Consider the following 23110-nt stretch of genomic DNA (forward strand, 5'->3'; position numbering starts at 1 on the left):
GCGGCTCGACCATATCCTCAAGCATAGACATAAAACGATCCGAACCCGGGACCGTCAGAATCCCCCATCGCAATCAACCCGGGAAGGGCGGCTCCAGACACCGCTTACGAATGAAGAGCGTCAGGTTTCAAAAAGACCGTTTTTCTGACGGATGATTTCTAGGTAGCCTTTCCCGACAGCTGCCTCGAAGAAGCGGTTCAAAAAACGGAGGCACTTTTCGAACGTTGAGAAAACGAGCGTTTCCCTGACGTTCAAACTCGTTGGGAAACGATGTTCGAAATTCAAAAGCTCAGGATCTTGACCCGTGTAAAGCTCCGCTTGCACCGGCCCCGCCGCGAATTGATTGTTATGCCTCCTCGCGCTGGCGTATGCGGGACTTGGCCTACCCAGGCTCATGGCGAGGAGGCACATCGATTAGCATAGGGGGCGGACCGAGGAATGACGGCTCAGCCGATCAACTGGGTAGTGCTCTTCCGGAACGTCCAGTCTGCTTGTGCTGCACTGTTCCTGTTGGTGACAGGAATACCTGCCTGGTCGGCCGAAGGTTTTGATCCGCGCATCCTGACCGCCAGCCCTCACTATATGCGGAACGCTCAATGTAACGCGGTTCAGATCAAAATGCTGCCTGCCACCCCTCGGCTGCCAGGCAGTAACCTGATTTCGCCAAAGCCGACAGACATGCCAGTCGGGCAAGGTGAGAGGAAGCGGCACGTAGAATCACAAATTTACATTTCGTTTTTTTTGACTACCCAGTATAATAAAAGCTCGTTATCAGGCCTTTGTACCAGGCTAACATTTTTCGATACACCCCAAGCAATAGACTGCTGGTGCAATGGTATTACACCCCAGTCCGAAATGATGGTTTGGAACGCGTCTTTGATTAAAGCGTCTCGTTTAGAAATGTCTGTCTCCAACTCGATAGTATCTGTAATTTTATCTAAGTTTGGATTACAATAGTTTCCAACATTCCAACTTCCTCGTCCGCCCGTCGTGCCCATACGACATCCCATAACTTCGTACAACACATTATGAGCATCAAGAGATGAAGGCATCCAGCTAAGTAAATAGAATGATGTATCATAGGCGGGGGCCAGAACTTTCGTAAAAAATTTAGCTTTCGGCTGAGAATTAAGAGTGATCTTAATTCCAACCCGTGAAAGCATCGAGACGACAGCCTGGCAAATAGCTTCGCCGTTGACGTACCGATCAGACGCGCAATCCATTACAAGAGAAAATCCGTTCGGAAAGCCAGCTTCGGATAGCAAAGCTTTCGCACGTAGCGGATCATGTCCTGGACGCTTAAATTCCGTTGAGCGTGAATAGAGCGATGGTGCGATTAGAAGGGCAGTTGCCGTTGCATCTCCTCGCATCACTTTGTTGACTATTGCATCTTCATCTATTGCTCTAAAAAAAGCTTCTCTAACTCTAATATCTTTAAATGGATTACTTCCCATGACATCCGAGTATTTCAGTTCGTCGCGGTATTGGTCCATTCCAATATATATTGTTCGCAACTCAGGCCCTGCCAGCACGACCGCCTTGCCGCTTGACTGAATTCTTTGAACGTCTTGGGACGGAACAGGATCGATCCAGTCAACATCTCCAGATAGAAGCGCTGCAACTCTTGTCGCATCATTCTCGATCGTATGGAGAGTTGCCTCGTCAAGATTTGAATCAATCTTATCCCAGTAAGAAGCATTTCTTTTGAAAACAGTCCTTACACCTGGCAAATGCTCGGAAACGCTAAACGGTCCGGTCCCATTTGCGTTCAGCGTGGCGTGATTTGAAGTCGTCGCACCTACTGCGGCTGGGGTAGTTGATGAGTTTTTCTCGCTCCATGTCTTGGACATTATAAACCAGCTATTGAACTGGTTTATTGCAATAGGATTTGGTTTTTTTAGCAACATGTCGACGGTATGGTCATCGACTTTGACAAATTCCGCGTCTTCAGGAATGTTTGTTTTGAAATTAGATCCTGGTGCCCTGACACGTGTCGCCGAGAATATCACGTCATCTGCTGTGAAATCAGCACCATCATGAAACTTCACATTTCTCCGAAGTTTGAACCTCCAGCGAGTAGGCTCTAACGTCTCCCAACTCTCGGCGAGCCCAGGTGCAATCCTTAGATCCTTATCCCGTGAAATAAGAGTTTCATAAACTGCGGAATGCATCGCAATCGCGAAGCTTTCCTTCAACGTGTAGGGATCAAGGGATTTTAGATCCCCTTTATATGCAAAATTGAATTTGACTTTAGGGGGCGGTGTTTGTGACCTAGCCCCGCCAATGCCAATCAGTAATACACATGATGCCAGAAAAAACGAGATATTACGCATTTTTTCCTCCCATGATATTGGTATTTATATTATCAAATATTATTTTCTATTTGTTTTTGCTCAAAGCCTTTGATGTAATCACTATTAACTACCGAATTATTTAGCAAATCGGATTTCTTATTGAAATCTCGATTAAAATAGAAAATTTGTCAAGTGTTGTTTGGGTCTCGGCGAGCGGCGTACATTACCGATCCGTATTTCGAAATACCTCCGTCTTCCCTCACGACAGGCTGTCAGGGCCCGAAAATTGTCTGATCGATCAGCCCGGCTCCAAACCTTTGGTACGAATGACCGTCGCCGCAGGAGGAGACTTGAGAAACGCGAAGAATGCCTCGGCCTGGGCCTTGTTTGGGGTAGCCGCAGCTATCCCTCCGGTCAGCACGACGAAGGACTGCACCTCAGGGGGAATGGACCAACCACGTCCACGCCAGAGACCGACATCAACGGGCCWGTCGCAAAGATTTTTGCCGCAGAAAATTATGCTCTCAGCGTGGGTGTACCCTGGCTCGGTGGGGCAGTGTTGACCAAGTCAGACGGCTTCATCGACCCTTGTAAAGCGGGTGGGCAGGCGCCGAGTTGGCCTTGCAACGTCCTGTTCGGAGAAGATTATTTCGGACAGCCGGCTCGGCCATCGCCGGGGAGGCGCTGGAGCGCATCGGCGCCCTCTACGCGGTCGAACGCGAGATCGCTGGCTAGGCGCTCGATGAGCGACAGCGACGGCGATAGGACCGATCCTGACCGCGGGCCGAGGCCTTGAGAGCCTGGGCCGAGACGATCCTTCCGCAGCTCTCCGGTCCCTCGGACCTCGCCAAAGCGTTCCGCTACATGCGGAGCCGATGGCGCGCGCTGACCCGGGTGTTCGACGACGGCCGGATCGGGCTCGACAACAATCCAGCCGAGCGGGCGCTCCGCGGCGTTGCTGTCGGGCGCGAGAACTACCTGTTCGCTGGCTCGGATCGGGGCGCCGAGCGGGCAGCCGCCTTTTACACCTTGATCGAGACGGCCAAGCTGAACGGTCTTGCTACCAAGGCCTACCTGCGGGACGTTCTCACTCGCATCGCTGAGCATCCAGCCCAACGCCTGGGTGAACTGCTTCCGTGGAACTGGACCCCGCTCATGGAGCTCGCTTAGGCCACCTGACCCGCAAGGCCTATCACCAAGTGCCTACGCTGATCCTCTTAAATAGCCCGGTCGAAAGCCGGCCGGTCAGTTCAAGAGGCGAGCATAGGAACTTATTGGAGTGCGTCAGGCGACGAGCAGGAAGTCGTTGCTGCCCGCGGCGAGGTCGAGGTTCTTCACACCCACGAGCTGGAACGTCTCGCTCGCTCCACCGGCACCCGCCGTAATCATGTAGAAGTCCGAGCTGCCTTCCTGGGTGAGCGTCGCATTCGTACCAAAGCCGCGGAACTCGAGGCGATCGCCACCAGCGCCGCTAAAGTCCAGCACCTTGTCGCCGCTGGTCTCGCCACGTTGGAACACGAAGGTGTCGTTGCCCAACCCACCCGTCAGGGTGTCCGCCCCGCCCTTGCCGTTGAGCACGTTGGCGCCGCCATTGCCCACGACCGTGTTGGCGAGTGCGTTGCCGGTGCCGCTGAGCGCCGCGCTGGTGGACAGCGTCAGGTTCTCGACGTTGGCCGACAGCGTGTAGCTCACCTGCGCGATCACCCGGTCCGTACCCTGGCCGGCTAGCTCAACCACCACGTCGCCCGCATTGTCGACATAGTAGGTGTCGGACCCTGCCCCGCCGATCAGGGTGTCGGCTCCGGCCTTGCCGTCGAGCTTGTCCGCGCCCGCGTTGCCCATGATGGTGTTGGCCAGAGCGTTGCCGGTGCCAGTGAAGGCGCTGGTGCCCGTGAAAGCCAGCTTCTCGACGTTGGCCGTGAGAACGTAGCTCGTCAGCGAGGTCCGCACCGTGTCGGTGCCCTGATCCACCTGCTCGGTGACCACGTCGCCGGCGTTGTCGACGACGTAGACATCATCGCCTAAGCCGCCGCTCATGGTGTCGGCGCCCGCCTTGCCGTCAAGGAGGTCATTGCCGTCCGTGCCAATCAGCGTGTCAGGACCGTCCGTCGCCCCCCCCGCCACGCTCGCTCCAACGCGGAAGTCGGCTGCCGTCAGGGCCGTGTTGATGCTGACCGTGGCGAACTGCACGGCCGTGAAAGCGCTGCCGTTCCCATCGGCATCGTAGGACAGCGTACCCGTGCCCTTGTTGTACAGGATGCGGTCATCGCCATCGAGCGTACCCGTGCTAAGCTCCTTGAAGGCCGAGGCGGCTAAGCTACCGCTGGCAAGAGCGCTGAACACGCTGGCGGAGAGGCGAATCGTGTCCTCACCGACTACGAAGTCGGCGATGCGATCGACGTTGCCGGCGCCCAGCGCCGTGGATAAGGCGAAGGTGTCGGCACCGGCCCCTCCCGTCAGAGTGTCGGCCCCGAGCTTACCGTCGAGCACGTTAGCGGAGGCGTTGCCCACCAGCACGTTGGCCAAGTCGTTGCCGGTGCCGTTGATGGCCGCGCTCTTGAAGAGCGTCAGGTTCTCGACATTGTCGGTGAGCGTGTAGGTGACGCTGGAGATCACCCGGTCGCTGCCCTGGCTGGCGAGTTCGACCACCACGTCACCGGCATTGTCGACCGTGTAGGTGTCGTTGCCGGCGCCGCCGTTCATCGTGTCGGCGCCAAGCCCACCATCGAGCTTGTCGTTGCCGCCCAGCCCATCGAGCGTGTCGTTGCCCGACGTGCCCGTCAGCGTGTCGGCATTGGCCGTGCCGATGATGGTCTGCGCGCCGCCCGTGGCCGGTGGGGTGTTGGTGATCGTGCCCGTGACGGCGGCAGGGCCAACCACGACACTGCCGGCAGGAGCCGTCAGCGTGGCGACCACGGTCTCGTCACCTTCGGACAAAGTGTCCGGTGTGGTCGTGACCATGAAGCTGACGCTGAGATCATCCGCGCCAAAGCTGATGTGACCATCCTGCAGGCTGGTGGTGTAGTCCGAGCTGCCTGCGCTGCCGCTCAGATCGATGGCCACACTGGCCGCCACGCCGGCCTGGCTGCGGCTGACCGTGTAGGTCAGGGTATTGCCGACACCAGCACTGGCCTCGGCCACCGTGGCGGGTGACACCGCGATTGCGTAGCTGCGCACGTCGTCGTTGGTGATGGTGGCCTCGGCCGAGAAGGCTGCGCCGAGCGTGCCCCCGGCCGTGATGGTGCTGAGCGTGGCCAGCACCGTCTCATTGGCCTCGACCAACGTGTCGGGTGTGCTGGTCACGGTGAAGGTGGCCGTGATGTCACCGGCTGCGAAGAGGACGGCGCTGTCCGTTGTCAGACCTGCTACCGTGTAATCGCTACCGCTGGTGGCCGTACCCGAGAGGTCCACCATCACGGTGCCGGCTTGGGACGTGTCGCCCGTGCGGCTGACCGTGTAGGTGACGGTGTTGCCCGTCCCGGCGTTACCCTCCAGGACGGAGGCAGGATCGACGCTGATCTCGTAGACCGGGGCTGTGTCGTCGTTGGTGATCGTGCCCGTGGCGGTGCTGCGATCGAGCACGGCCCCGCTCGGGCTGGACAGGACGAGGCTGAACTTCTCGTCGCCCTCGAGCCGCGTATCGCCGATGACCTGCACGCTGATGCTGCCGGTGGTGGTACCGGGGGCGAAGGTGAAGCTGCCGGATGTGGCGGTGTAGTCCGATCCGCTCAAGGCGGTGCCGTTGCTGGTGGCGTAGGCGACGGTGACGGGCTGGCTGCGAGCCTGGCTAAGGGTGAGGGTGAAGCTCAGCGCGCTGGTGCCAGCATCACCCTCGACTATGCTGGCATCGGCCACCGACACCGTCGGCAGGGCGTTCGCGGGACCGCCAAACACAACATAGCTCGAACCGGCATCGCCTAAGCCGTTCGCGTCGACACCGTAAGCTCCGACGATAAGGTCATCGAAGCCGTCGCCGTTGACGTCGCCCGCCGAGGACACCGTTTTGCCGCTTCGATCGCCGTACGCCGCGCCATCGAGGCGGAAGCCTGTGCTGCCGTTGAGGCTCGACAGGGCCACGGTAGAGCTGAAGCCACCGGCATGGCCGAACACCACGTAGCTCGAACCGGAGAAGCTGCCGTTTGGAGCGGCAAAACGGGCTCCAACGATGAGGTCATCGAAGCCGTCGCCGTTGACGTCGCCCGCCGAGGACACCGAGTCGCCGCTGGAGCTGTTAACTGCCGCGCCATCCAAGCGGAAGCCGTTGCTGCCATTCAGGCTCGACAGGGCCAAGGTCGGGCTAAAGTCGTCGGCATGACCAAACACCACGTAGCTCGAACCGGCATCGCGTAAGCTGTTCGGATCGGCAGTCCAGGCCCCGACGATGAGGTCATCGAAGCCGTCGCCGTTGATGTCGCCTGCCGAGGACACTGAGCGACCGCTTCGGTCATCGGCCACAGCGCCGTCGAGGCGGAAGCCTGTGCTGCCGTCAAGGCTCGACAGAGCCAGGGTTGAGCTGAAGCCACCGGCATGGCCGAACACCACGTAGCTCGAGNACAGCGCCGTCGAGGCGGAAGCCTGTGCTGCCGTCAAGGCTCGACAGAGCCAGGGTTGAGCTGAAGCCACCGGCATGGCCGAACACCACGTAGCTCGAGCCGGCATCGCGTAAGCCGTTCGGATCGGTACCCCAAGCCCCAACAATGAGGTCATCGAAGCCGTCGCCGTTGACGTCGCCTGCCGAGGACACTGAGTAGCCGCTTCGGTCATCGGCCACAGCGCCGTCGAGGCGGAAGCCTGTGCTGCCGTCAAGGCTCGACAGAGCCAGGGTTGAGCTGAAGCCACCGGCATGGCCGAACACCACGTAGCTCGANGCGACCGCTTCGGTCATCGGCCACAGCGCCGTCGAGGCGGAAGCCTGTGCTGCCGTCAAGGCTCGACAGAGCCAGGGTTGAGCTGAAGCCACCGGCATGGCCGAACACCACGTAGCTCGAACCGGCAGCGCGTAAGCCGTTCGGAAAGGCAGCCCAAGCCCCAACAATGAGGTCATCGAAGCCGTCGCCGTTGACGTCGCCTGCCGAGGACACCGAGAAGCCGCTTTGGTCATCGCGGGCAGCACCATCGAGGCGGAAGCCGTTAGTCCCGTTCAGGCTCGACAAGGCCAGGGTTGGGCTGAAGCCACCGGCATGGCCGAACACCACGTAGCTCGAACCGGCACGGCTCTGGCCGTTCGGATCGGCACCGTAGGCCCCAACGATGAGGTCAGCGAAGCCATCGCCGTTGACATCCCCCGCCGAGGACACCGAGTAGCCGCTTCCGTCGTAGCGGGCAGTACCATCGAGGCGGAAGCCGTTAGTCCCGTTCAGGCTCGACAGGGCCAGGGTCGGGCTGAAGCCACCGGCATGGCCGAACACCACGTAGCTCGAACCGGCACGGCTCTGGCCGTTCGGATCAGCAAGACTGGCTCCAACGATGAGGTCATCGAAGCCATCGCCGTTGATGTCGCCCGCTGAGGACACTGAGCGGCCGCTTAGGTCGCTGGCCGCCGCGCCGTCGAGGCGAAAGCCGTTCGTGCCGTCGAGGCTCGAGAGCGCGATCGTGGCTGGAAACTGCATCATGATCCGCCTGCCCCTGTTCGACGAGACCCGTCGTGCCCATCATCGCAAGCCTGCGCTGAACCAGGGTAGATCCGCCTGAGGCAGCACCTCGGCATCCGCCCCATTCAGCCTGAGCCGAAGCGCCCCAGGACTGCCTTGACCATTGACAACCTGGGCTCACGAAAAATTAATCACACCTCGCTCTAGCCCGGTCAATGCCGTGCTACAAGCATTCATGTGCCACCCATCCAGCCTCTGACCACAGAAAGCCTCGCACGACACGCATTATGCTGTAACTTAGGTAGTACAGCTTCAAACGTGGCCGATGGTTGATTCTGGCGGCAAGGTATCGGCTCCATTCAAGGCGCGGCGAAGATTTGCAATCCAAGAATGCGAGACGGGATCAACTCACATCTTAAGCTGTAAAGTTGGTATGCAGCAACACAGAGGTCGTTTGGCTGCTGCGAGGGCCCATCCCTTGCCAAGTTGTCGATGCCGGTAACTGCATGATCCTTATCGACTAACCCGACACCTGCGCCCTCATGGGCCAGCTTGGAGCAAACCGCAGATGGCCACCGCGCTCGCGCCTTCCGAGACAGACCGGACCCCAAGTCTAGCCGATCCGGACCAGACCAGGACCGAGCCGTTCGTGCTTTCGACCTCGCGGCACTTCTCCGACTGGCTCGCCACCCAGCGCACCAGCCTGGCCTTCACCACCTACCAGGCCGGTAAGCTCTTCCTGATCGGCCTGAGGCCGGACGGACGCCTTGGCGTGTTCGAGCGCTCGTTCGCTCGTTGCATGGGATTGGCGGTCTCGCAGGACAGCCGCAGCCTGCTCTTGGCTACCCGCAACCAGATCGTTCGCTTCGACACCGTGCTCGCTCCCGGTGAGACCGCCGACGGACGCGACGCCCTCTACGCACCCCATGCCTGCTGGATCACCGGTGACCTCGATGCCCACGATATTGGCTTTGGCGTGGGCGGGCGTCCGGTGTTCGCCAACACCCTGTTCTCGTGTCTGGCAGCGGTCTCAGACGGTCACAGCTTCCGTCCGCTCTGGCGGCCCTCCTTCGTCAGCCGGCTCGCACCGGAGGACCGCTGCCACCTCAACGGCATGGCGCTCAAGGATGGCGTACCAACCCACGTGACCGTGGTCGCCCCATCCGATGTGAGCGACGGTTGGCGCGAGGGACGGGCAGGGGCGGGACAGCTGATCTCTGTCGAGACGGGTGAGGCAGTGCTGTCGGGCCTGTCGATGCCGCACTCGCCGCGCTGGCACGACGGCCGGCTCTGGCTGCTGAACTCAGGCCGGGGCGAACTCGGCTACTGGGATGAAGTGGGGGGACGCTTCGAGGCCGTCGCGTTCTGCCCTGGCTACGCCCGCGGCTTGAGCTTCCTCGGACCTTACGCGCTCGTTGGCCTGTCGTTGGCGCGCGAGAACCGTACCTTCCAGGGTCTGCCGCTCGATGCTGCTCTGGCCTCTCGGGGCGCTCAGGCCCGCTGCGGCTTGCTCGTCATCGACACGCGCAGCGGCGACACGGTGGAGTGGCTGCGGATCGAGGGCGTGGTGCGCGAGCTGTTTGACGTGGCTGCCCTACCAGGCGTGGTCCATCCTGGGCTGATTGGCCTCAAGGGCGAGGAGATCAACCGCGTTCTCTCGATCGAGCCGGGTTGATGCAGCAGCTGATCAGATCTTCGTCCAGCGAGCCGATCCGATGGGTAGCGTGAGGGCAGGTTCCATAGGCGCTTATTGTGCCGACCAAAATGCCAGATACGTCAACTGTTCCACGCGCTGAGCGACAGGAGTCTGTCAATCAGGTGGCTGGCGGACTCTGCGATGGTCTGATCTTCGGTGATGACCGTAAGGTCGGGGTCGGCGGGTGGTTCGTAAGGTGCGGAGATCCCTGTGAAATTCGGGATCTCTCCTCTGCGAGCTCGTCGGTACAGACCTTTAGGATCGCGAGCCTCGCAGAGTGATAGCGGCGCGCTCACGAAGACCTCAAGGAAGGTGACGTCATTCGCGATGCGGCGGGCATTCTCTCGCTCTGCACGTAAGGGCGAAATCAGTGAGACGATCGTGATCAGCCCGGCCTCGGCCATCAGGGCCGCCGTCTCGGCTGTCCGCCTCACGTTCTCATCGCGATCCTTAGCGCTGAATCCAAGGTCGCGGTTCAGCCCACAGCGGAGGTTGTCACCATCGAGCACCATGGTGTGGCGTCCGCAATTCGTCAGGGCATGATCGACGGCATTGGCGATGCTCGATTTGCCAGATCCCGACAGACCCGTGAACCAAGCGATGACAGGCCGCTGTCCTAGGCGAGACCACCGCGCTTCACGTGTCTGAATGACTTGCTTCAAAAGATTGCTTGACAACGTACAGCCCGATCATGAGGCGGCTGATGCCGAACTACACCAATTCCGCGGCTACAAGAAGGGAGCATGAGTTTCTGGGAGTTTTTTTGGAGAAGCACGGGAACGGTCCAAATGAAATCTTCCTGACAGTCCGATAAACGGTCGGACCCTGTTGGCGAATTCCGAGCGGTGATGGTCTGGGTGTAGGGTGGCCGTCCCGCCCGGAGGCCACTCATGTCGCTCCGCCCGCAATCCGTGCTCCGGGCGGTGCCTGAGGACACCGCCCGGATCGCTCGAACCGCGTTTCGCCGCGGCAATCCCTACCTGCTGCTGCGGGACCGCCTCGGTCCCATCTTCACCGACGCGGCGTTTGCCGACGTCTATCCGGCGCGCGGGCAGCCCGCCGGGCCTGTCGCAAACATTCGCTGTCCGAAATAATCTTCTCCGAACAGGACGTTGCAAGGCCAACTCGGCGCCTGCCCACCCGCTTTACAAGGGTCGATGAAGCCGTCTGACTTGGTTGGCCCATCCCTGGAGCGTCGAGGCTCCACGCATCGCAGCATCGCGGTGCCAACAAAACGACGGTATACCCGACACAGTGCGCCGGCCGGTGCTGCCCCGACCTAACCGTAAAGCGGCCTGACGGGTCTCGATCCAGCCCTACCGTTCAAGGTAGCCTGCGCTGTTCCTGGAAACAGACGTCTGCAACGCGCCCGCCCTCTCCCTGAAGCATTTGCTAGTTCGTACCATCAGGAAATCGAAGGCAGCCTATTTCGTGATCCTGACCGATACCGGATCGCTGTCTGGGAAGGTTTCCTCCAGCGCCTCTTCGAGCTTCTCCTCAAGTCGATCCGGGTGATTGCCAGGCAAGGAGGCATCCGACGGAGCCTTGAGGGCTTCCTCCGAGAGGACGCGCAGGCGGCGGCGCTCGGCCGCCTGTCGCACCGTCGCAAAGGCAAGGAAGGCGAAGCCAGCACCGATCAGGAGCACGGGAAGCGGGTTCGCACGCACCGTGTCGGACAAGCGCCCGGCCGCCAGCGCCGCCGAGCCGGCGGGATCGCGCGTACCGGTCAGTTCCTCGGCGAGGCTCGATGGGTTCAGGCGGGATTGGAGTTCGGCTAGCGTGCCGTCCAGCCTTCCGCGGCTCGCCTCGACGTCGCGCTCCAACTCATCGACAGATTTGCTCATTCGCCCATGCGCTCCGTGATGATGGTGACGTCCTGCCCAACCTGCCGCTCGGTCCGGGTCGGCTCCAGCCCCGAGAGGGTTGCCTTGCTGCGCCCCAACAGGGCCAAGCTGACGGCGAGGGCCGCGAACACGCCGCCGACGACAAGGGCTGAGAGCGCCTCGGAGTGCAGGAGAACTGCGAGGCCCTTCACCAACGCCAGGATCAGCACGACGACCCCTGCCATGGCGAACACGCCGGCCGCGATGAACAGGCTCAGCGCAAGGGTGAGATGATGCAGGCTATCGGTCATCTCGACCCGGAGGAGCGCGATCTCCGTCGAGACGAGGTCCCGGGCCTCGCGGACCGCATCGCCGATCAGGTTCGGGACGGTCCTACGCGAGGGCTCGCTCATGCGGGGCCATCCAGGTCGGGGACCGGCAACACGTCGACGGGGACCACGGCCCGGGACCGCGGGATCGGCCTGACGCCGGACGCGCCCAACAGTCGGTAGAGAGCGAAGCCGGCGGCGGCCGCCACGGCCAGGGTCACCCCAGGCCGGCGCCTCACCGCAGCGTCGAGCTCGTCGTAGAGCTCGCTGACCGTGCGGCGGCCGATATCGGCGGAGAGCTCCTCGACGCCCTCGGCAGCCTTGTCGAAGAACGCCTTCACGTTAGGCGCATCCTCGAAGCCCGCGCCGGCTCCGCGAATGGCCCCGGCCACGTCCGAGACCACCCTAACCGCGTCCTGCTTGCGACGAGCAACGTAATCCTGGGCCTGACCCCGGACGTTCGCAGCGAAGCCTTTGTCAACTTGGGGTCCGTGCGGCGCGGAATTCGTCGATGTTTGAGGCCCGGAAGTCATGATCGCCTTCCCGTCACGAGAGCGTGAATAAAGCGAGACTGGAACGGCGTAGGGTCATAGCGGTTCCAAAACCCGCCGCTGGCGGAGCCAGCGTCCACTATTCCAAATTCTGAACCTGAAACCGAACCGGCAGAAATCCACCCAACCCAGTTATTTCAAGTCGGGTCTCGACCCGTATGCCTAGAAAGGCTGCGTACGCCACGCACATAGCTTGATGGCGTCGGATATCCGACGGTTTTCTCCGCCTAAAAGCTTGTCGGATTGGATGTCTGGGAAAGGGGTGCATTCTTGGGCAGGCGTACCTGCGCAACATATCACCACCTCTTACAGGATGATGAAACATGGTGCTTGCCGGGAAGAGTAGGCGCCCGCTACAAGCCGGCAGTCCAGACACAAAAAGGGCCGCCCACAAGGAGCGGCCCGAAGTCTAGGGAGGAAACGCCCAACTAAGGGACAGCGCGGCGACGCCATCGCCGCGCTGTCGAGCTTTGCATGTCTCACGCTGCTCGCCCCGCCTCAATCGCTCAGAAATCAAACGTGGCATACCAGCGGTGCATAGCTACGCTGGATGGAGGGTCTCCGCGCGAACCCGTCTTCCCAGACTGGAATGCCTTTTGAGGGGAAGCGGCGCTGTGCGCGTGGTGAGAAGCAGGGTGACAGCCGATCAGATCGGAGCGACACTCTCTTCATGAGACTAGGGCGACCAACAGCCTGAGCGTCTTGGGAGGGGGCAGGGGCGGAGGGCGCCATGCCAACATACTTCTTCGACGTCCAATCCCACTCTGGTTTGGTGTGCCTGGACTATCAGGGGCTGGACTGTCGCGATGATGACGCGGCGCTGACGCTGGCTCGCCATGGCGCTAGGTTTACCTCGCACGGAGACTGCATTCGCAATCCGCAGCTGACCAGCTACCAATTCGCTGTGGCGGACGCCGAGCATCGACCGCTGTTTACGGTGCCTTTCACGGATCTGCTGCCGGACGAGGATGCCCCGCTGGCCTCTCGTAAGCGTCGGCCTCGCTCATCCAAGCATCGGCCGTCATCAAACCGGCCTGGCTGAGGCGGGATGGGCGCAGAGGAAGCTCTATGCACCGCCGGCCTGCAACAGCGCTCCGCCCCAGAGGATAAGCCGTCATGCTTCAACGCTCGTGGGTCCGGCGCTTCGGCCTAGCACTCACCGTTCCATGCGTGCTGCTGGCGTTCGCGCTGGCCGGTCATGCCGCCTGGGAAGCTCGGCCTCTTCCTGCCTGCCTTCCAGGCGGGCTCGACCCCCTCCATCCCGCTCAGAAGTGTCGACGTGTGACGATGATGGGCGGCGTTCCCGTGATTGGGGCTGTTGGAAGCTCTTCCCTCAAGGTGGTTGAGCAGGGCAGCGTGTCTGGGATGCCGGATCTGCGTCCTGCGGGGCTGGCCGTCGTCTTGGCTCTGGTGATTTACCTCACGAGCTGGGGGATCGACTGGTTGTTACAACGCCGCGCTCGCCTGACAACAGGGTGAGGCACGCTGCCCCACGGCGCTGCGTCACCTCGTTAAACGGCTCGCTATGGCTGAGCATGCCTGGATGACTGATTTGGCTGCCTCATCATGCTCTCGGGAGCCCTTGGCGCTGTCGCACTGATTGGCGCTGCGCACCCCAAGGTCGAGCGTTTCGTTAGGCGGCTGTACCTCCGCTGAGACAAGCAGCTCTACGCAGATCGTATGAGCGCGACAGCCGGTGAGAGCTGCGAGTTTGCATAAGTACGGATATGGAAGCACTTAGACACTTAAGAGGGCCAGTGCTTCAGCGGGTCGGCGTTTGCAACTGGGCTTTTAGAGCTTCATCGGGCAGGTGAGGTGTCGCCCCTCACGGCGCCCGAATGTCTTGTAATGAAAATCCCCAGACGGCATTTGGCCTCGTTCTACGGCTTGGGCGACATCAGGGTTGCAACGCAGGTAGTCCTCTTCGTCGAACGCGGCCTCAGGCTCTTGCTGAGACCCACGATTACGCTTCCGTCTCCGGTCATCATTGTCGTACCCGCGACCGGGCTGGCGATCCCGATCTTCATCGTATCTGCGACGCCGCTCGTTACTTTGGCCATTGTCGTAGCTGCGGCCGCGTTCACCCGGTCGATCATCGTCATCGTCATCGTACCCGCGATCACCACCGCCGTCGCGCTCGCCATAGCTTCGACTGCCATAATCCCGCTCGTCGTGGCCGTAGTCACGACCCCCTCGCTGAGCTGAGGCCGAGCTTATCGCGCCGAAAAAACTCAGACCTACGAGTGCTGTAACCCACAGCCTCCTCATGCCGGGTTCCTCCCGTAGCAGCGTTAGACGTATCGAGTACCCGGCGTTCGACGGCCGAGCCGTGAGCCTCAGCGTATCAGCTTGGACATCATTCCATTTCGCTTCTGCGGTTCAGGTGTGCTGCCCGTCAGCCGCAAGTGCGGCGATAGCGTCGGCAGTTGCCTTGGCCTTCCTCACCGTAGCGGTCCTTGTTCTCGCAAGCGTCGCGAAGCTCGCGGCACACTCTGCGGTAGCGGCGCTCCTCACGATCTTCACGGTAGCCGCGCCCATCATCGATCTCCACGCCGCCGGGGCCGAACCGGAAGCCCTGCGCAAAGCTGGGAGCCTCCTGGAGGATCAGCCCGCCCATGGCGGCCGTCACGAGCAACACCTTACGCATTGAAGCCTCCAATTTTCTTCGACCAACGAAGTGGGAGGGCAAACGCACGGTCACCGAAAAGGGTTCGTTTTGGCTCGCGACAACCTCATGATGGCAGCGCTTATCCGCGCGGTCGTGCTTGGACGTCAGTCCGGACTGACACCTAGCATCCTTCGACATGCCATTCAGCAATCGAAAGATGCTGTTGTCATCTTTGTAAAGAAAACGGTCGGATATCCGACAATTACATGAATAGGACTGCTGTCCGGTTGGAGTGGCTCTGGTAAAACGAAGCAGGCCCGCGGCGTCGGGTGGCGCCGCGGGCTCATTTGTCTTCAGCGTGCGGCTCTCAGGCGAACAGCAGGGCGTCGTTGTGGCCGGCACCCATGCCGAGGTCGAGGTTGGTCACGCCGACGAGCTGGAACGTCTCACTCATCCCGCCATGATCGGCGTCCGCCTTGATCGTGTAGAGGTCAGAGCCCGCCGCGTGGCTCAGCGTGGCGCCTGTACCGAAGCCGTAGAACGCCAGGACATCACCCTTGGCCGACCCCGCCCCGGTGAAGTCCGTAATCCGGTCACCCTGCGTCTCGCCGATGCGGAACACGAAGGTGTCGTTGCCCGCCCCACCCGTCAGGGTGTCGGCCCCGGCCCGCCCGTCGAGCACGTTGGCGCCGGCATTGCCCTGGACGACGTTGGCCAACCCGTTGCCGGTGCCGTTGAGCGCCGCGCTGGTACCCAGCGTCAGGTTCTCGACATGGTCCGACAACGTGTAGCTCACCTGGGCCACCACCCGGTCGACCCCCTGGCTCGCCGCTTCCACCACCACGTCACCGGCATTGTCGACGTAGTAGGTGTCGTTGCCCGCCCCACCGATCAGGATGTCAGCCCCGGCCTTGCCGTCGAGCTTGTCCGCCCCGGCATTACCCGTGATCGTGTTGGTCAAATCGTTGCCGGTACCCATGAAGGCGCTAGTACCGGCGGAGACCAGCTTCTCCACGTTGGCGGTGAGCGTATAGCTCGTCAGCGTGGTCCGCACGGTGTCGACCCCTTGCCCCGCGGCTTCCACCACGACGTCTCCGGCATCGTCGACGACGTAGGTGTCGTCGCCCAACCCGCCGCTCATCTGATCGGCTCCGCCCTTGCCGTCGAGGAGGTCGTTGCCGTTGGTTCCAACGAGCGTGTCGGGCCCGTTCGTTGCCCCCCCGGCCAGGACCGCCCCGATGCGGATATCGGTCGCCGTCAGCACCGCCTTGTTGTCGAGGAGCGCGAACTGCATGGCCGCTCTGCTGCCGCTACCATCAGCATCGTAGGACAGGGCACCGGTGCGGTGGTCGTACAGGATGCGGTCGTCGCCATCGATCGCGCCCGTGCTCAGGTCCTTGAAGGCCGAAGCGTCAAGGTCGCCGCTGGCGAGCGCACTGAACACGCTAGCCGAGAGCCGGATGGTGTCCGCGCCGACCGTGAAGTCGGTGATGCGGTCGATGTTGCTCGCCCCCAGTGCGGTGGTGAAGGCGAAGGTATCGCGGCCATCCCCGCCCGTGAGGATGTCGTTGCCCTCCTTGCCGTCGAGCACGTTGGCCGAGACGTTACCCACCAGGGTGTTGGCTAGGGCGTTGCCGGTGCCGGTGATGCTCGCGCTCTTGAACAGGGTCAGCTTCTCGACGTTGTCGCCCAGGGTGTAGCTGACGCTGGCGATCACCCGGTCGATGCCGGCATTGGCCGCCTCGATCACCACGTCGCCGGTGTTGTCGACGGTGTAGACGTCGTCGCCGCGGCCCCCATCCATCTGGTCGGCGCCGAGGCCGCCGTCGAGCTTGTCGTTGCCGGCTCCGCCGTTGAGGATGTCGGCGCCGGCGTTCCCCACCAGACTGTCGTTGCCGTCAAGACCGTTCAGGGTCCAGCCAGCGGCGCTCGGTGCCGTGAGGGTGTTGTCACCCGTGGTACCCACGAGCGTGTTGGGATTGGTCGGGGTGAGCGTGTAGCTCTGGCTGGTGGACAGCGAGCCGCCCTGGCCGTCGAGGACGGCGTAGCTCAGGCTCACCGCGCCGCTGAAGTGCTCGGGCGGGGTGATGGTGTAGCTGCCATCGGCGTTGGCCGTGACGGTGCCGACGCTGGCCGTCAGGTTCTCGATGGATAGGGTATCGCCGTCAGCATCCGAGAGGCCGACAAGGAGATCGGCCTTGGTCAGGGTGTAGGCGACGTCCTCGCGGCCGGCGGGTAGCACCGCGCTCGGCGTGCCGGTGGGCGCGTCGTTGACGGCGTTGACGGTGAGGTTGACGCTGGCCACCGCGCTGTCGGCGGCACCATCGTTGGCCGTGTAGGTAAAGCTGTCGGTGCCGTTGTAGTTCGCGTCGGCCGTGTAGGTGAAGGAGCCGTCCGTGTTCAGAGCCAGCGTGCCGTGGCTCGGGCCGGTGCCGACGGCGTAGCTCAGGCTCGGGCTGTCGACGTCGGTGGCCACGAGGGTGCCGGTGAGCGGCACATCCTCACGGGTGATGAGGCTCACGTCTTGCGCCATGGGCGCTTCGTTTGTGCTGGTATTTATGAAGACCGAGACGGTCTCTCCACCAGTGTTACCAGCGACAATATCGGGTTTACCGTCGCCATTTATGTCTCCTGTAGCTACATAAAAAGGAACACTCCCGGTGTTGTATCTAGCTGTTGAATTGAACGTACCATCCCCACGGCCTAATAAGACGGATACAACGTTTTCACTGGTAACAGCCGCAACTAGGTCGAGTTTGCCATCGCCGTTCACGTCACTCACGCTAATGGAGGACGTCTCAGGACCGGTTTCAAAGTCGGTCCTTTCCCCGAAAGTGCCATCCCCGCGTCCCAGCAGGATAGAGACAGCGCCGGCTCCCTGATCCGCCGTAACGAGGTCGATCTTGCCGTCGCCGTTTAAGTCCGCGGCTACAACAAAGCTCGGGAAATAGGCAGTTGCGAACGCCGTAGCTCCGGCGAAAGTGCCATCCCCATTGTTAAGCCGAACCGTCACTTGGCTACTATCGGCATCAGCTGTGATGAGATCCAGATTGCCATCCTGGTTCGCGTCCGCCGCTACGACGACGTAAGGCCGGCCACCAGTTTCATAATTCGTGGCACCAGAGAAATTGCCGTCTCCTTGTCCAAAGCGAACCGATACATTGGCGCTGTATTGATTTGTATAAATGATGTCAATAATTCCATTGCCATCGACATCTGCCGCAGCAATAGATGTTACGTCTTCTTCACCGTCGTATACCCTAAAAGGCTTAAAGGTACCATCGCCATTGCCTAGCCGGATTTCAATTGTATTAGATCCACCTTGAGAGGTGAGGAGATCGATTTTGCCGTCCCCGTTCACGTCCGCAGTTGCAATAAAGGAACTCTGCTTCCCAAACTCGGTGAACAATGGTTCGGAAAATGTGCCATCCCCGTTTCCGAGCAGAACAGATACTGCACCACGAGCGTATACCAATGATGTCAGGATATCGAGCCTTCCATCACCATTAACATCAGATAGTTTTGTATTAAATGCGGCGCCGCCAGCATAATACTCATTACCATTATCAAAACTTGTTGGCATATCTTGCTCCAAAATAGTAATATTGAAATTAAACCGCTTGAGATGGCGAAGTTACGCGATATGACATATGCGTAAACACATATGATAACACTTCAAACAGGCTTCTTTGATCGAATTATATAGAGATATATTTTTTGCTTAGATATAAGTAGCCCTGGTCTGAGCGTTCCAATCTCGTGCCCGAGCGTCCCAACTACGTAGATGAGAGGAGTTTCGGCCCCAGATCGGCGGTCAGGCGCCTTAGCGAACCTCGTCGAACCAGCGCTGCAACACGGCGTCGATCGGCATGGCAGCCTTCGCCCCCGCGACCTTCAGGCTCGCCTCCCGGAACTCGCGCGGCGTGAGACCGAAACCCGCCCGAAAGCTACGGCTCGCATGACTCGCGCTGACAAAGCCGCACGCGATCGCGATCTCACCGATCGAGCGACTGTCGCCCTGGCGCGTCAGGGCCAAGCGCATCGCCCGCAGCCGTCGCTTCTGTACCTGAGCAGCGACCCCGCCCAGCGGCTCGAACAGGCGGTAGAGTGCGGTCCGGGAGATGCCCGACTGGGTCGAGATGATCTCGGGCGTCAGGTCGGGCCGGACCAGATTGGCATCGATGAACTCGAGGATCAGGTTTACCCGGGCCGCTCCCACGAGGGGGGCGTCCTCCGAAGCGGCCGTCCTTCCACCCAAGGTGGCGAGCAGCAGCGCTCCGACTGTAGCGGTGGCTGCAGCCGCCATCTGGGCGTGCGTCCGATCTCCATTGCGGGCCAGCGAGAGCAGGAAGTCTTGGAGCAGCTCGCTCCCGATCCGGGGCAACACGGTGCCGTGCAGGTCGGTGGCCACGGGCAGCGTACCGACGACCACCGCGCGGGCGACCGCCACCGTGATGATGCGGGCCGAGGCCGTCCAGGTGCGCTGGGGCTGGGTCAGGTCGAACAGGACGAGTTCGCCGGCCTCGACCACCCGCACCACGTTGCCGGCCAGGACCATCATGCGGCCCTCGACAACGAGCTGCAGCATGAGATGCTCGAACGCATCGGCCCCGACCCGCCGGCGGGTGCGTTCGTGCGAGACGCCCTGCAGGGTGCGGTCGAACAGGAGGAGTTGGGGAAAACGGATGCCCCTGACCGTGGCCGCGAAGTTCGCGCCCAGCGCAGTGACATCCGAGCCGCCACTGTAGAGATCCCTGTAGGCGTCGAAGGCGCCGCTGTCGGCGTAGTCACGACTTTTGAAGCTGAGGGTCTCCATGCAGGCTTTCAGCTTCGCGACGAGGCAGGTGCGGGCCGAGCACAATCAGCGCGCGCATGCACCGTCAAGTCGAGAGAGGATCTGATCTACGCGTCTCTCGGGCTTGTGACTGAGCCCCCCAATGCTCGGAACTCCTTGTTCCTGCAAACCGCAAATCCTGATGACGTACTCCGAGCCTTTGGCCGGCCCCTCATGGAGTGAATGACACGCAGCTACTCTGGAGCCTCACTACGCATGGGATGTGACGCAAGTCCTGTCCGAGTGGGTATGCCCGTACGGACAGGCTTGTCTGCCTGACAGAGGACGAGAGAACGATATGGTGTCAGGGGCTCGTAGGAGCATACCGGTGAGTAGGTCAGCTGTTGCGGCCGCCTTTTGGTACGACGCTGCGCCGATAGCCCCCGGACGCCTTTCATAGCTGCTCAGATATCTTCGTTGCCGGCTGATTCCAGCAAACCAGCAGAGCGTGTGCGCCTCTTAAGCTTAGGCATAAATTATCGGGAAAGGTTGCACCCGGGAAACTCCTTACGATGAGAAAGTTTCAGACGACGTCGAAAGGCCTGTCTACGGCTCCGAATTCTCATGCCCGATACCCTACGAATTAACTGGTATCTATCATCCATCACGATTACGAGAAGCGGATGAAAATCGGTTTAGCTGATGCTGAAATCTGAATATGACAAAAAATTGATCTCATAAAAATCGTGATCATTATCCAATGGGGCTGAAACCATCTTGGTTAACCGTACGTATCGCCCGTATCGCAAGCCTGTGTGTCACACGTGCATTCTAGGCTGCGTGCAAGGGAGATGACTCTATGGCTAGAATTAGTGGCGATGACGGTAATAACGTCCTAAACGGCACTGAGGAAGAGGATGTCATCAACGGTTTTGCAGGAAACGATACGATCGACTCGGTCGATCGCCCTGCTAATATTTTTGCCGGGTCAGTTAACCCGAAGCGAGATTTTGTAAACGCAGGATCAGGCGATGATTTTGTTACCGGCGGCAAGCTTGATTATTTAAACGGCGGCTCCGGTAGCGACTTCCTTCAAGTAAACTTTAACTTCAACGGTCCTGTTGCTGGTTCTGCACCTCCCATAACACTAACCCTCGACAACAGGGGGACCGGCACCGCATCCGACGGTACCTTCATCACAGGTTTTGAGTCTGTGAACTTCAATTTGTCTGATAGCGGCGACAACGCGGTGAACACTGGGAATGTCCGCGCACAGATCACGGGCGGTAACGGGAACGACACGCTCACAACAGGATCGTCAGACGACGTCGTATTCGGCGGCGGCGGTGCTAACATCATTTCGACTGGCGCCGGCGACGATACGATCAGCGGTGGCTCCGGTAATGACAGCGTATTCGGAGGGGATGGCGACGACACTTTCGGTGTCAATGTCTATACCGATGGTTCCGATCTGGTGAATTTAGGAGCCGGCAACGACACTGTTCGATTTGATCGGTTCGACGGTGGCTCTGGTAACATCCGCCTCACCTTCACCTCGGCCGAGGTTGGGAATGGCAACGCCTCCGACGCGAACACCATGCTGAACCAAGATGGCGGCCTTGCTGTGCGCGTTCAGGCCGAAGACGCAAGCGGCAACCTGACCGGGCCAATTTCCCGCTACGACGACGAGGGCACGACCTTCCTTGCTGGCACGCAGGGCATCACCTTCGACGTGCGCGACCTTGTATCGGGCGCTGCCCGAGGCGACACCTTCGAGGGCGTGGTTCAGGGAACCAGCGGCGCCGACGCACTCACGTTCTTTCCGCCTTTCCGTGGCGGTCAGAACTTCTACTACAACGCCGGCATGGGCGATGACGTGGTCGCCGCCGGTGAAGGCAACGACTTCTTGGTCGGCGGGGGCGGCAACGACCAGCTCTCGGGCAATGGTGGAAACGACAGCTTCATTGGCGGTGGCGGCAGTGACAGCATTTTTGGTGGAGCTGGCAACGACACGGTGATCGCGAACGTCTCGACGGACGGAGCTGACACAGTGAACCTCGGCGATGGCTCTGACGTGGTGACGGTCAATAGCGCCACCCCCGGTCAGGTCCGCCTGACATTCACCTCGGGTCAGGTCGGTAACGGCAACCCGAGCGACTCGAACACGATGGCCAATCAAGATGGCGGCCTCGCCGTCCGGCTCCAGGCAGAAGACGGCTCTGGCAACTTGAGCGGTCCGATCTCCCGCTACGACGACGAGGGCATCACCTTCACAGCAGGGGCCGGCGTCACTTTCGACGTCCGTGACCTCGTCAGCGGCGCAGAGCGTGGCGATCAGTTCGAGGTAGTAACACTCGGCACCTCCGCCAACGACACACTCACGGCCGTGCAGGGAGATCGCTCCTACTACTTCAACGCTGGAATGGGAGATGACATCGTCACCGGAGGCACTGCCAACGACTTCCTCGTCGGCGGGGCAGGCAACGATACGCTGTCGGGCGGACTGGGGAGCGATATCTTCATCGGAGGTGGTGGTAGCGACGCGTTAATCGGTGGAGCAGGCCGGGATACGGCAAGTTATGCCACAAGCCTGTCTAGCGTTTCGGCCGATCTCCTCACACCCTCTGTCAACCAAGGCGATGCTGCTGGCGACACTTATGACAGCATCGAAAATCTCCTTGGATCGGCTTTCAACGACCAACTCCGGGGTGACGATCGCAACAACGTTCTCGACGGAGGTGCTGGCAACGATCGCCTGTATGGGCGACTAGGCGAGGACAAGCTCAATGGTGGTGCGGGCGACGACTTCCTCGCCGGTGGGAATGGCGTAGACTTCCTCAACGGTGGTGAGGGTAACGACGAACTGTTTGGCGGGCGTGGTGCCGACACGCTTACGGGCGGAACGGGTAACGATACCTTTGTGTACCGGGCCCTTGACGAAGGGTCGGACCTGATCCGGGGCTTCAACGTACTGGATGATACGATCAGCCTGAACGCCTCGGGGTTCGGTGTACAGGATCCGGCTTCGGTCACGTTCATCTCAGGACCTGCTGCGATGGCGACGGGTTCTAGCATGACCTTGGTGTACGACACGGCTACCAGCAGTTTATCCTTCGACTCAAACGGAGCCGACGAAGGTGGCGTCTCCCAAATCGCAACTTTTAACAGCAATCCACAATTGAGCCAAGCAGATATCCTGTGGGTTTAAGCTGCTAAAGAATGGTATACCGATTGGCTAGAGGTCGGTAAATAATTGTAAAACTTGATATCGGGGCGGCGAGAAGCAACTTGCCGCCCCTATCGCATTTGCGATTGCATCCTGTGAAGGCGTGCTGGCTGGTCATGCTATCTAGTGGTGCGAGTCTAACATTTGGTGCCCGCGCTTTGCGGCCTGGATGATGCGATCCGGGTCGGCAGTCCAGACGAAGGGCTTTGGGTCGCCGT

At 60.6% G+C, this 23110-nt stretch carries 15 protein-coding genes and 4 pseudogenes; 7 read left to right on the forward strand and 12 right to left on the reverse strand.

Features of this window, described 5'->3' with window-relative positions; genetic code table 11:
• Positions 1–725: 725 nt before the first annotated feature.
• Positions 726–2333, reverse strand: coding sequence for an ABC transporter substrate-binding protein (locus tag ASF41_RS23855; RefSeq protein ID WP_082504457.1), 1608 nt, complete (start codon positions 2331–2333; stop codon positions 726–728).
• 259 nt (positions 2334–2592) lie between these two features.
• Positions 2593–2814 carry a substrate-binding domain-containing protein gene (locus ASF41_RS26645; RefSeq protein WP_407067292.1) on the reverse strand — a complete coding sequence of 74 codons (222 nt, stop codon included), beginning with the start codon at positions 2812–2814 and terminating at the stop codon, positions 2593–2595.
• Positions 2815–2963: 149 nt separating this feature from the next.
• On the opposite strand from ASF41_RS26645, the pseudogene ASF41_RS14600 reads away from it, so the two are divergent.
• Positions 2964–3464, forward strand: a pseudogene (locus ASF41_RS14600) (transposase); the annotation flags it as partial.
• A 114-nt stretch (positions 3465–3578) separates the two neighbouring features.
• Here the strand turns inward: ASF41_RS14600 and ASF41_RS25630 are convergent.
• From ASF41_RS25630 to ASF41_RS26655, 3 genes and pseudogenes are all read right to left on the reverse strand, one after another.
• Complete coding sequence (locus ASF41_RS25630; RefSeq protein WP_200941277.1) at positions 3579–6833, reverse strand: S-layer family protein; 3255 nt, start codon at positions 6831–6833, stop codon at positions 3579–3581.
• 14 nt (positions 6834–6847) lie between these two features.
• Positions 6848–7152 (reverse strand): annotated as a pseudogene (locus ASF41_RS26650) (integrin alpha); the annotation flags it as partial.
• Positions 7153–7162: 10 nt separating this feature from the next.
• A pseudogene (locus ASF41_RS26655) lies at positions 7163–7906 on the reverse strand (integrin alpha); the annotation flags it as partial.
• Positions 7907–8453: 547 nt separating this feature from the next.
• Between ASF41_RS26655 and ASF41_RS14615 the strand changes: the two are divergent.
• Positions 8454–9560: a TIGR03032 family protein gene (locus tag ASF41_RS14615; protein WP_082504446.1), complete on the forward strand. Its 1107-nt coding sequence runs from the start codon at positions 8454–8456 to the stop codon at positions 9558–9560.
• Between the two features lie 101 nt (positions 9561–9661).
• On the opposite strand, the gene cysC is transcribed toward ASF41_RS14615, so the two are convergent.
• Positions 9662–10258, reverse strand: coding sequence for an adenylyl-sulfate kinase (gene cysC / locus ASF41_RS14620; RefSeq protein ID WP_056494339.1), 597 nt, complete (start codon positions 10256–10258; stop codon positions 9662–9664).
• Positions 10259–10471: 213 nt separating this feature from the next.
• Between cysC and ASF41_RS14625 the strand changes: the two are divergent.
• Positions 10472–10642, forward strand: a pseudogene (locus tag ASF41_RS14625) (IS5/IS1182 family transposase); the annotation flags it as partial.
• 363 nt (positions 10643–11005) lie between these two features.
• Here the strand turns inward: ASF41_RS14625 and ASF41_RS14630 are convergent.
• Genes ASF41_RS14630 through ASF41_RS24940 form a run of 3 tightly spaced genes read right to left on the reverse strand, consistent with a single transcriptional unit; the run spans position 11006 to position 12137 of the window.
• Complete coding sequence (locus tag ASF41_RS14630; protein ID WP_056494346.1) at positions 11006–11425, reverse strand: DUF3618 domain-containing protein; 420 nt, start codon at positions 11423–11425, stop codon at positions 11006–11008.
• A complete protein-coding gene (locus tag ASF41_RS24935) occupies positions 11422–11817 on the reverse strand; it encodes a phage holin family protein (protein WP_056494348.1) in 396 nt (131 codons plus the stop codon). Before ASF41_RS24935 ends, ASF41_RS14630 begins: the two co-directional genes overlap by 4 nt.
• Positions 11814–12137 (reverse strand): hypothetical protein, encoded by a 324-nt coding sequence (locus ASF41_RS24940; RefSeq protein ID WP_156389737.1) that lies wholly within the window; start codon positions 12135–12137, stop codon positions 11814–11816. Before ASF41_RS24940 ends, ASF41_RS24935 begins: the two co-directional genes overlap by 4 nt.
• Before the next feature lie 877 nt (positions 12138–13014).
• Here ASF41_RS24940 and ASF41_RS26660 point away from each other — a divergent pair.
• The 3 genes from ASF41_RS26660 to ASF41_RS24950 all read left to right on the forward strand — a co-directional run bounded on the left by ASF41_RS26660 (position 13015) and on the right by ASF41_RS24950 (position 14489).
• Positions 13015–13326: a DUF6894 family protein gene (locus ASF41_RS26660; protein ID WP_082504448.1), complete on the forward strand. Its 312-nt coding sequence runs from the start codon at positions 13015–13017 to the stop codon at positions 13324–13326.
• A gap of 74 nt (positions 13327–13400) precedes the next feature.
• The gene (locus ASF41_RS24945) at positions 13401–13763 is read left to right on the forward strand and encodes a hypothetical protein (RefSeq protein WP_156389736.1); all 363 of its coding nucleotides are present in this window, start codon (positions 13401–13403) and stop codon (positions 13761–13763) included.
• Between the two features lie 390 nt (positions 13764–14153).
• Positions 14154–14489 carry a hypothetical protein gene (locus ASF41_RS24950; protein ID WP_156653305.1) on the forward strand — a complete coding sequence of 112 codons (336 nt, stop codon included), beginning with the start codon at positions 14154–14156 and terminating at the stop codon, positions 14487–14489.
• Between the two features lie 190 nt (positions 14490–14679).
• Here ASF41_RS24950 and ASF41_RS26665 read toward each other — a convergent pair whose 3' ends face one another.
• From ASF41_RS26665 to ASF41_RS14660, 3 genes are all read right to left on the reverse strand, one after another.
• Entirely contained in the window at positions 14680–15090 is a 411-nt protein-coding gene (locus ASF41_RS26665) for a hypothetical protein (protein WP_244479666.1), read from the reverse strand.
• A 169-nt stretch (positions 15091–15259) separates the two neighbouring features.
• On the reverse strand, positions 15260–18475 hold the full coding sequence (locus ASF41_RS14655; protein WP_082504454.1) for an FG-GAP-like repeat-containing protein: 3216 nt from the start codon (positions 18473–18475) through the stop codon (positions 15260–15262).
• 240 nt (positions 18476–18715) lie between these two features.
• Complete coding sequence (locus tag ASF41_RS14660; protein ID WP_056494357.1) at positions 18716–19708, reverse strand: helix-turn-helix domain-containing protein; 993 nt, start codon at positions 19706–19708, stop codon at positions 18716–18718.
• Between the two features lie 817 nt (positions 19709–20525).
• On the opposite strand from ASF41_RS14660, the gene ASF41_RS23875 reads away from it, so the two are divergent.
• On the forward strand, positions 20526–22874 hold the full coding sequence (locus ASF41_RS23875) for a calcium-binding protein (RefSeq protein WP_156653306.1): 2349 nt from the start codon (positions 20526–20528) through the stop codon (positions 22872–22874).
• The last annotated feature ends 236 nt before the right edge of the window (positions 22875–23110 follow it).

Origin of the sequence: Methylobacterium sp. Leaf111 (genome assembly GCF_001423285.1) — a bacterium.
Taxonomy (GTDB): Bacteria; Pseudomonadota; Alphaproteobacteria; order Rhizobiales; family Beijerinckiaceae; genus Methylobacterium.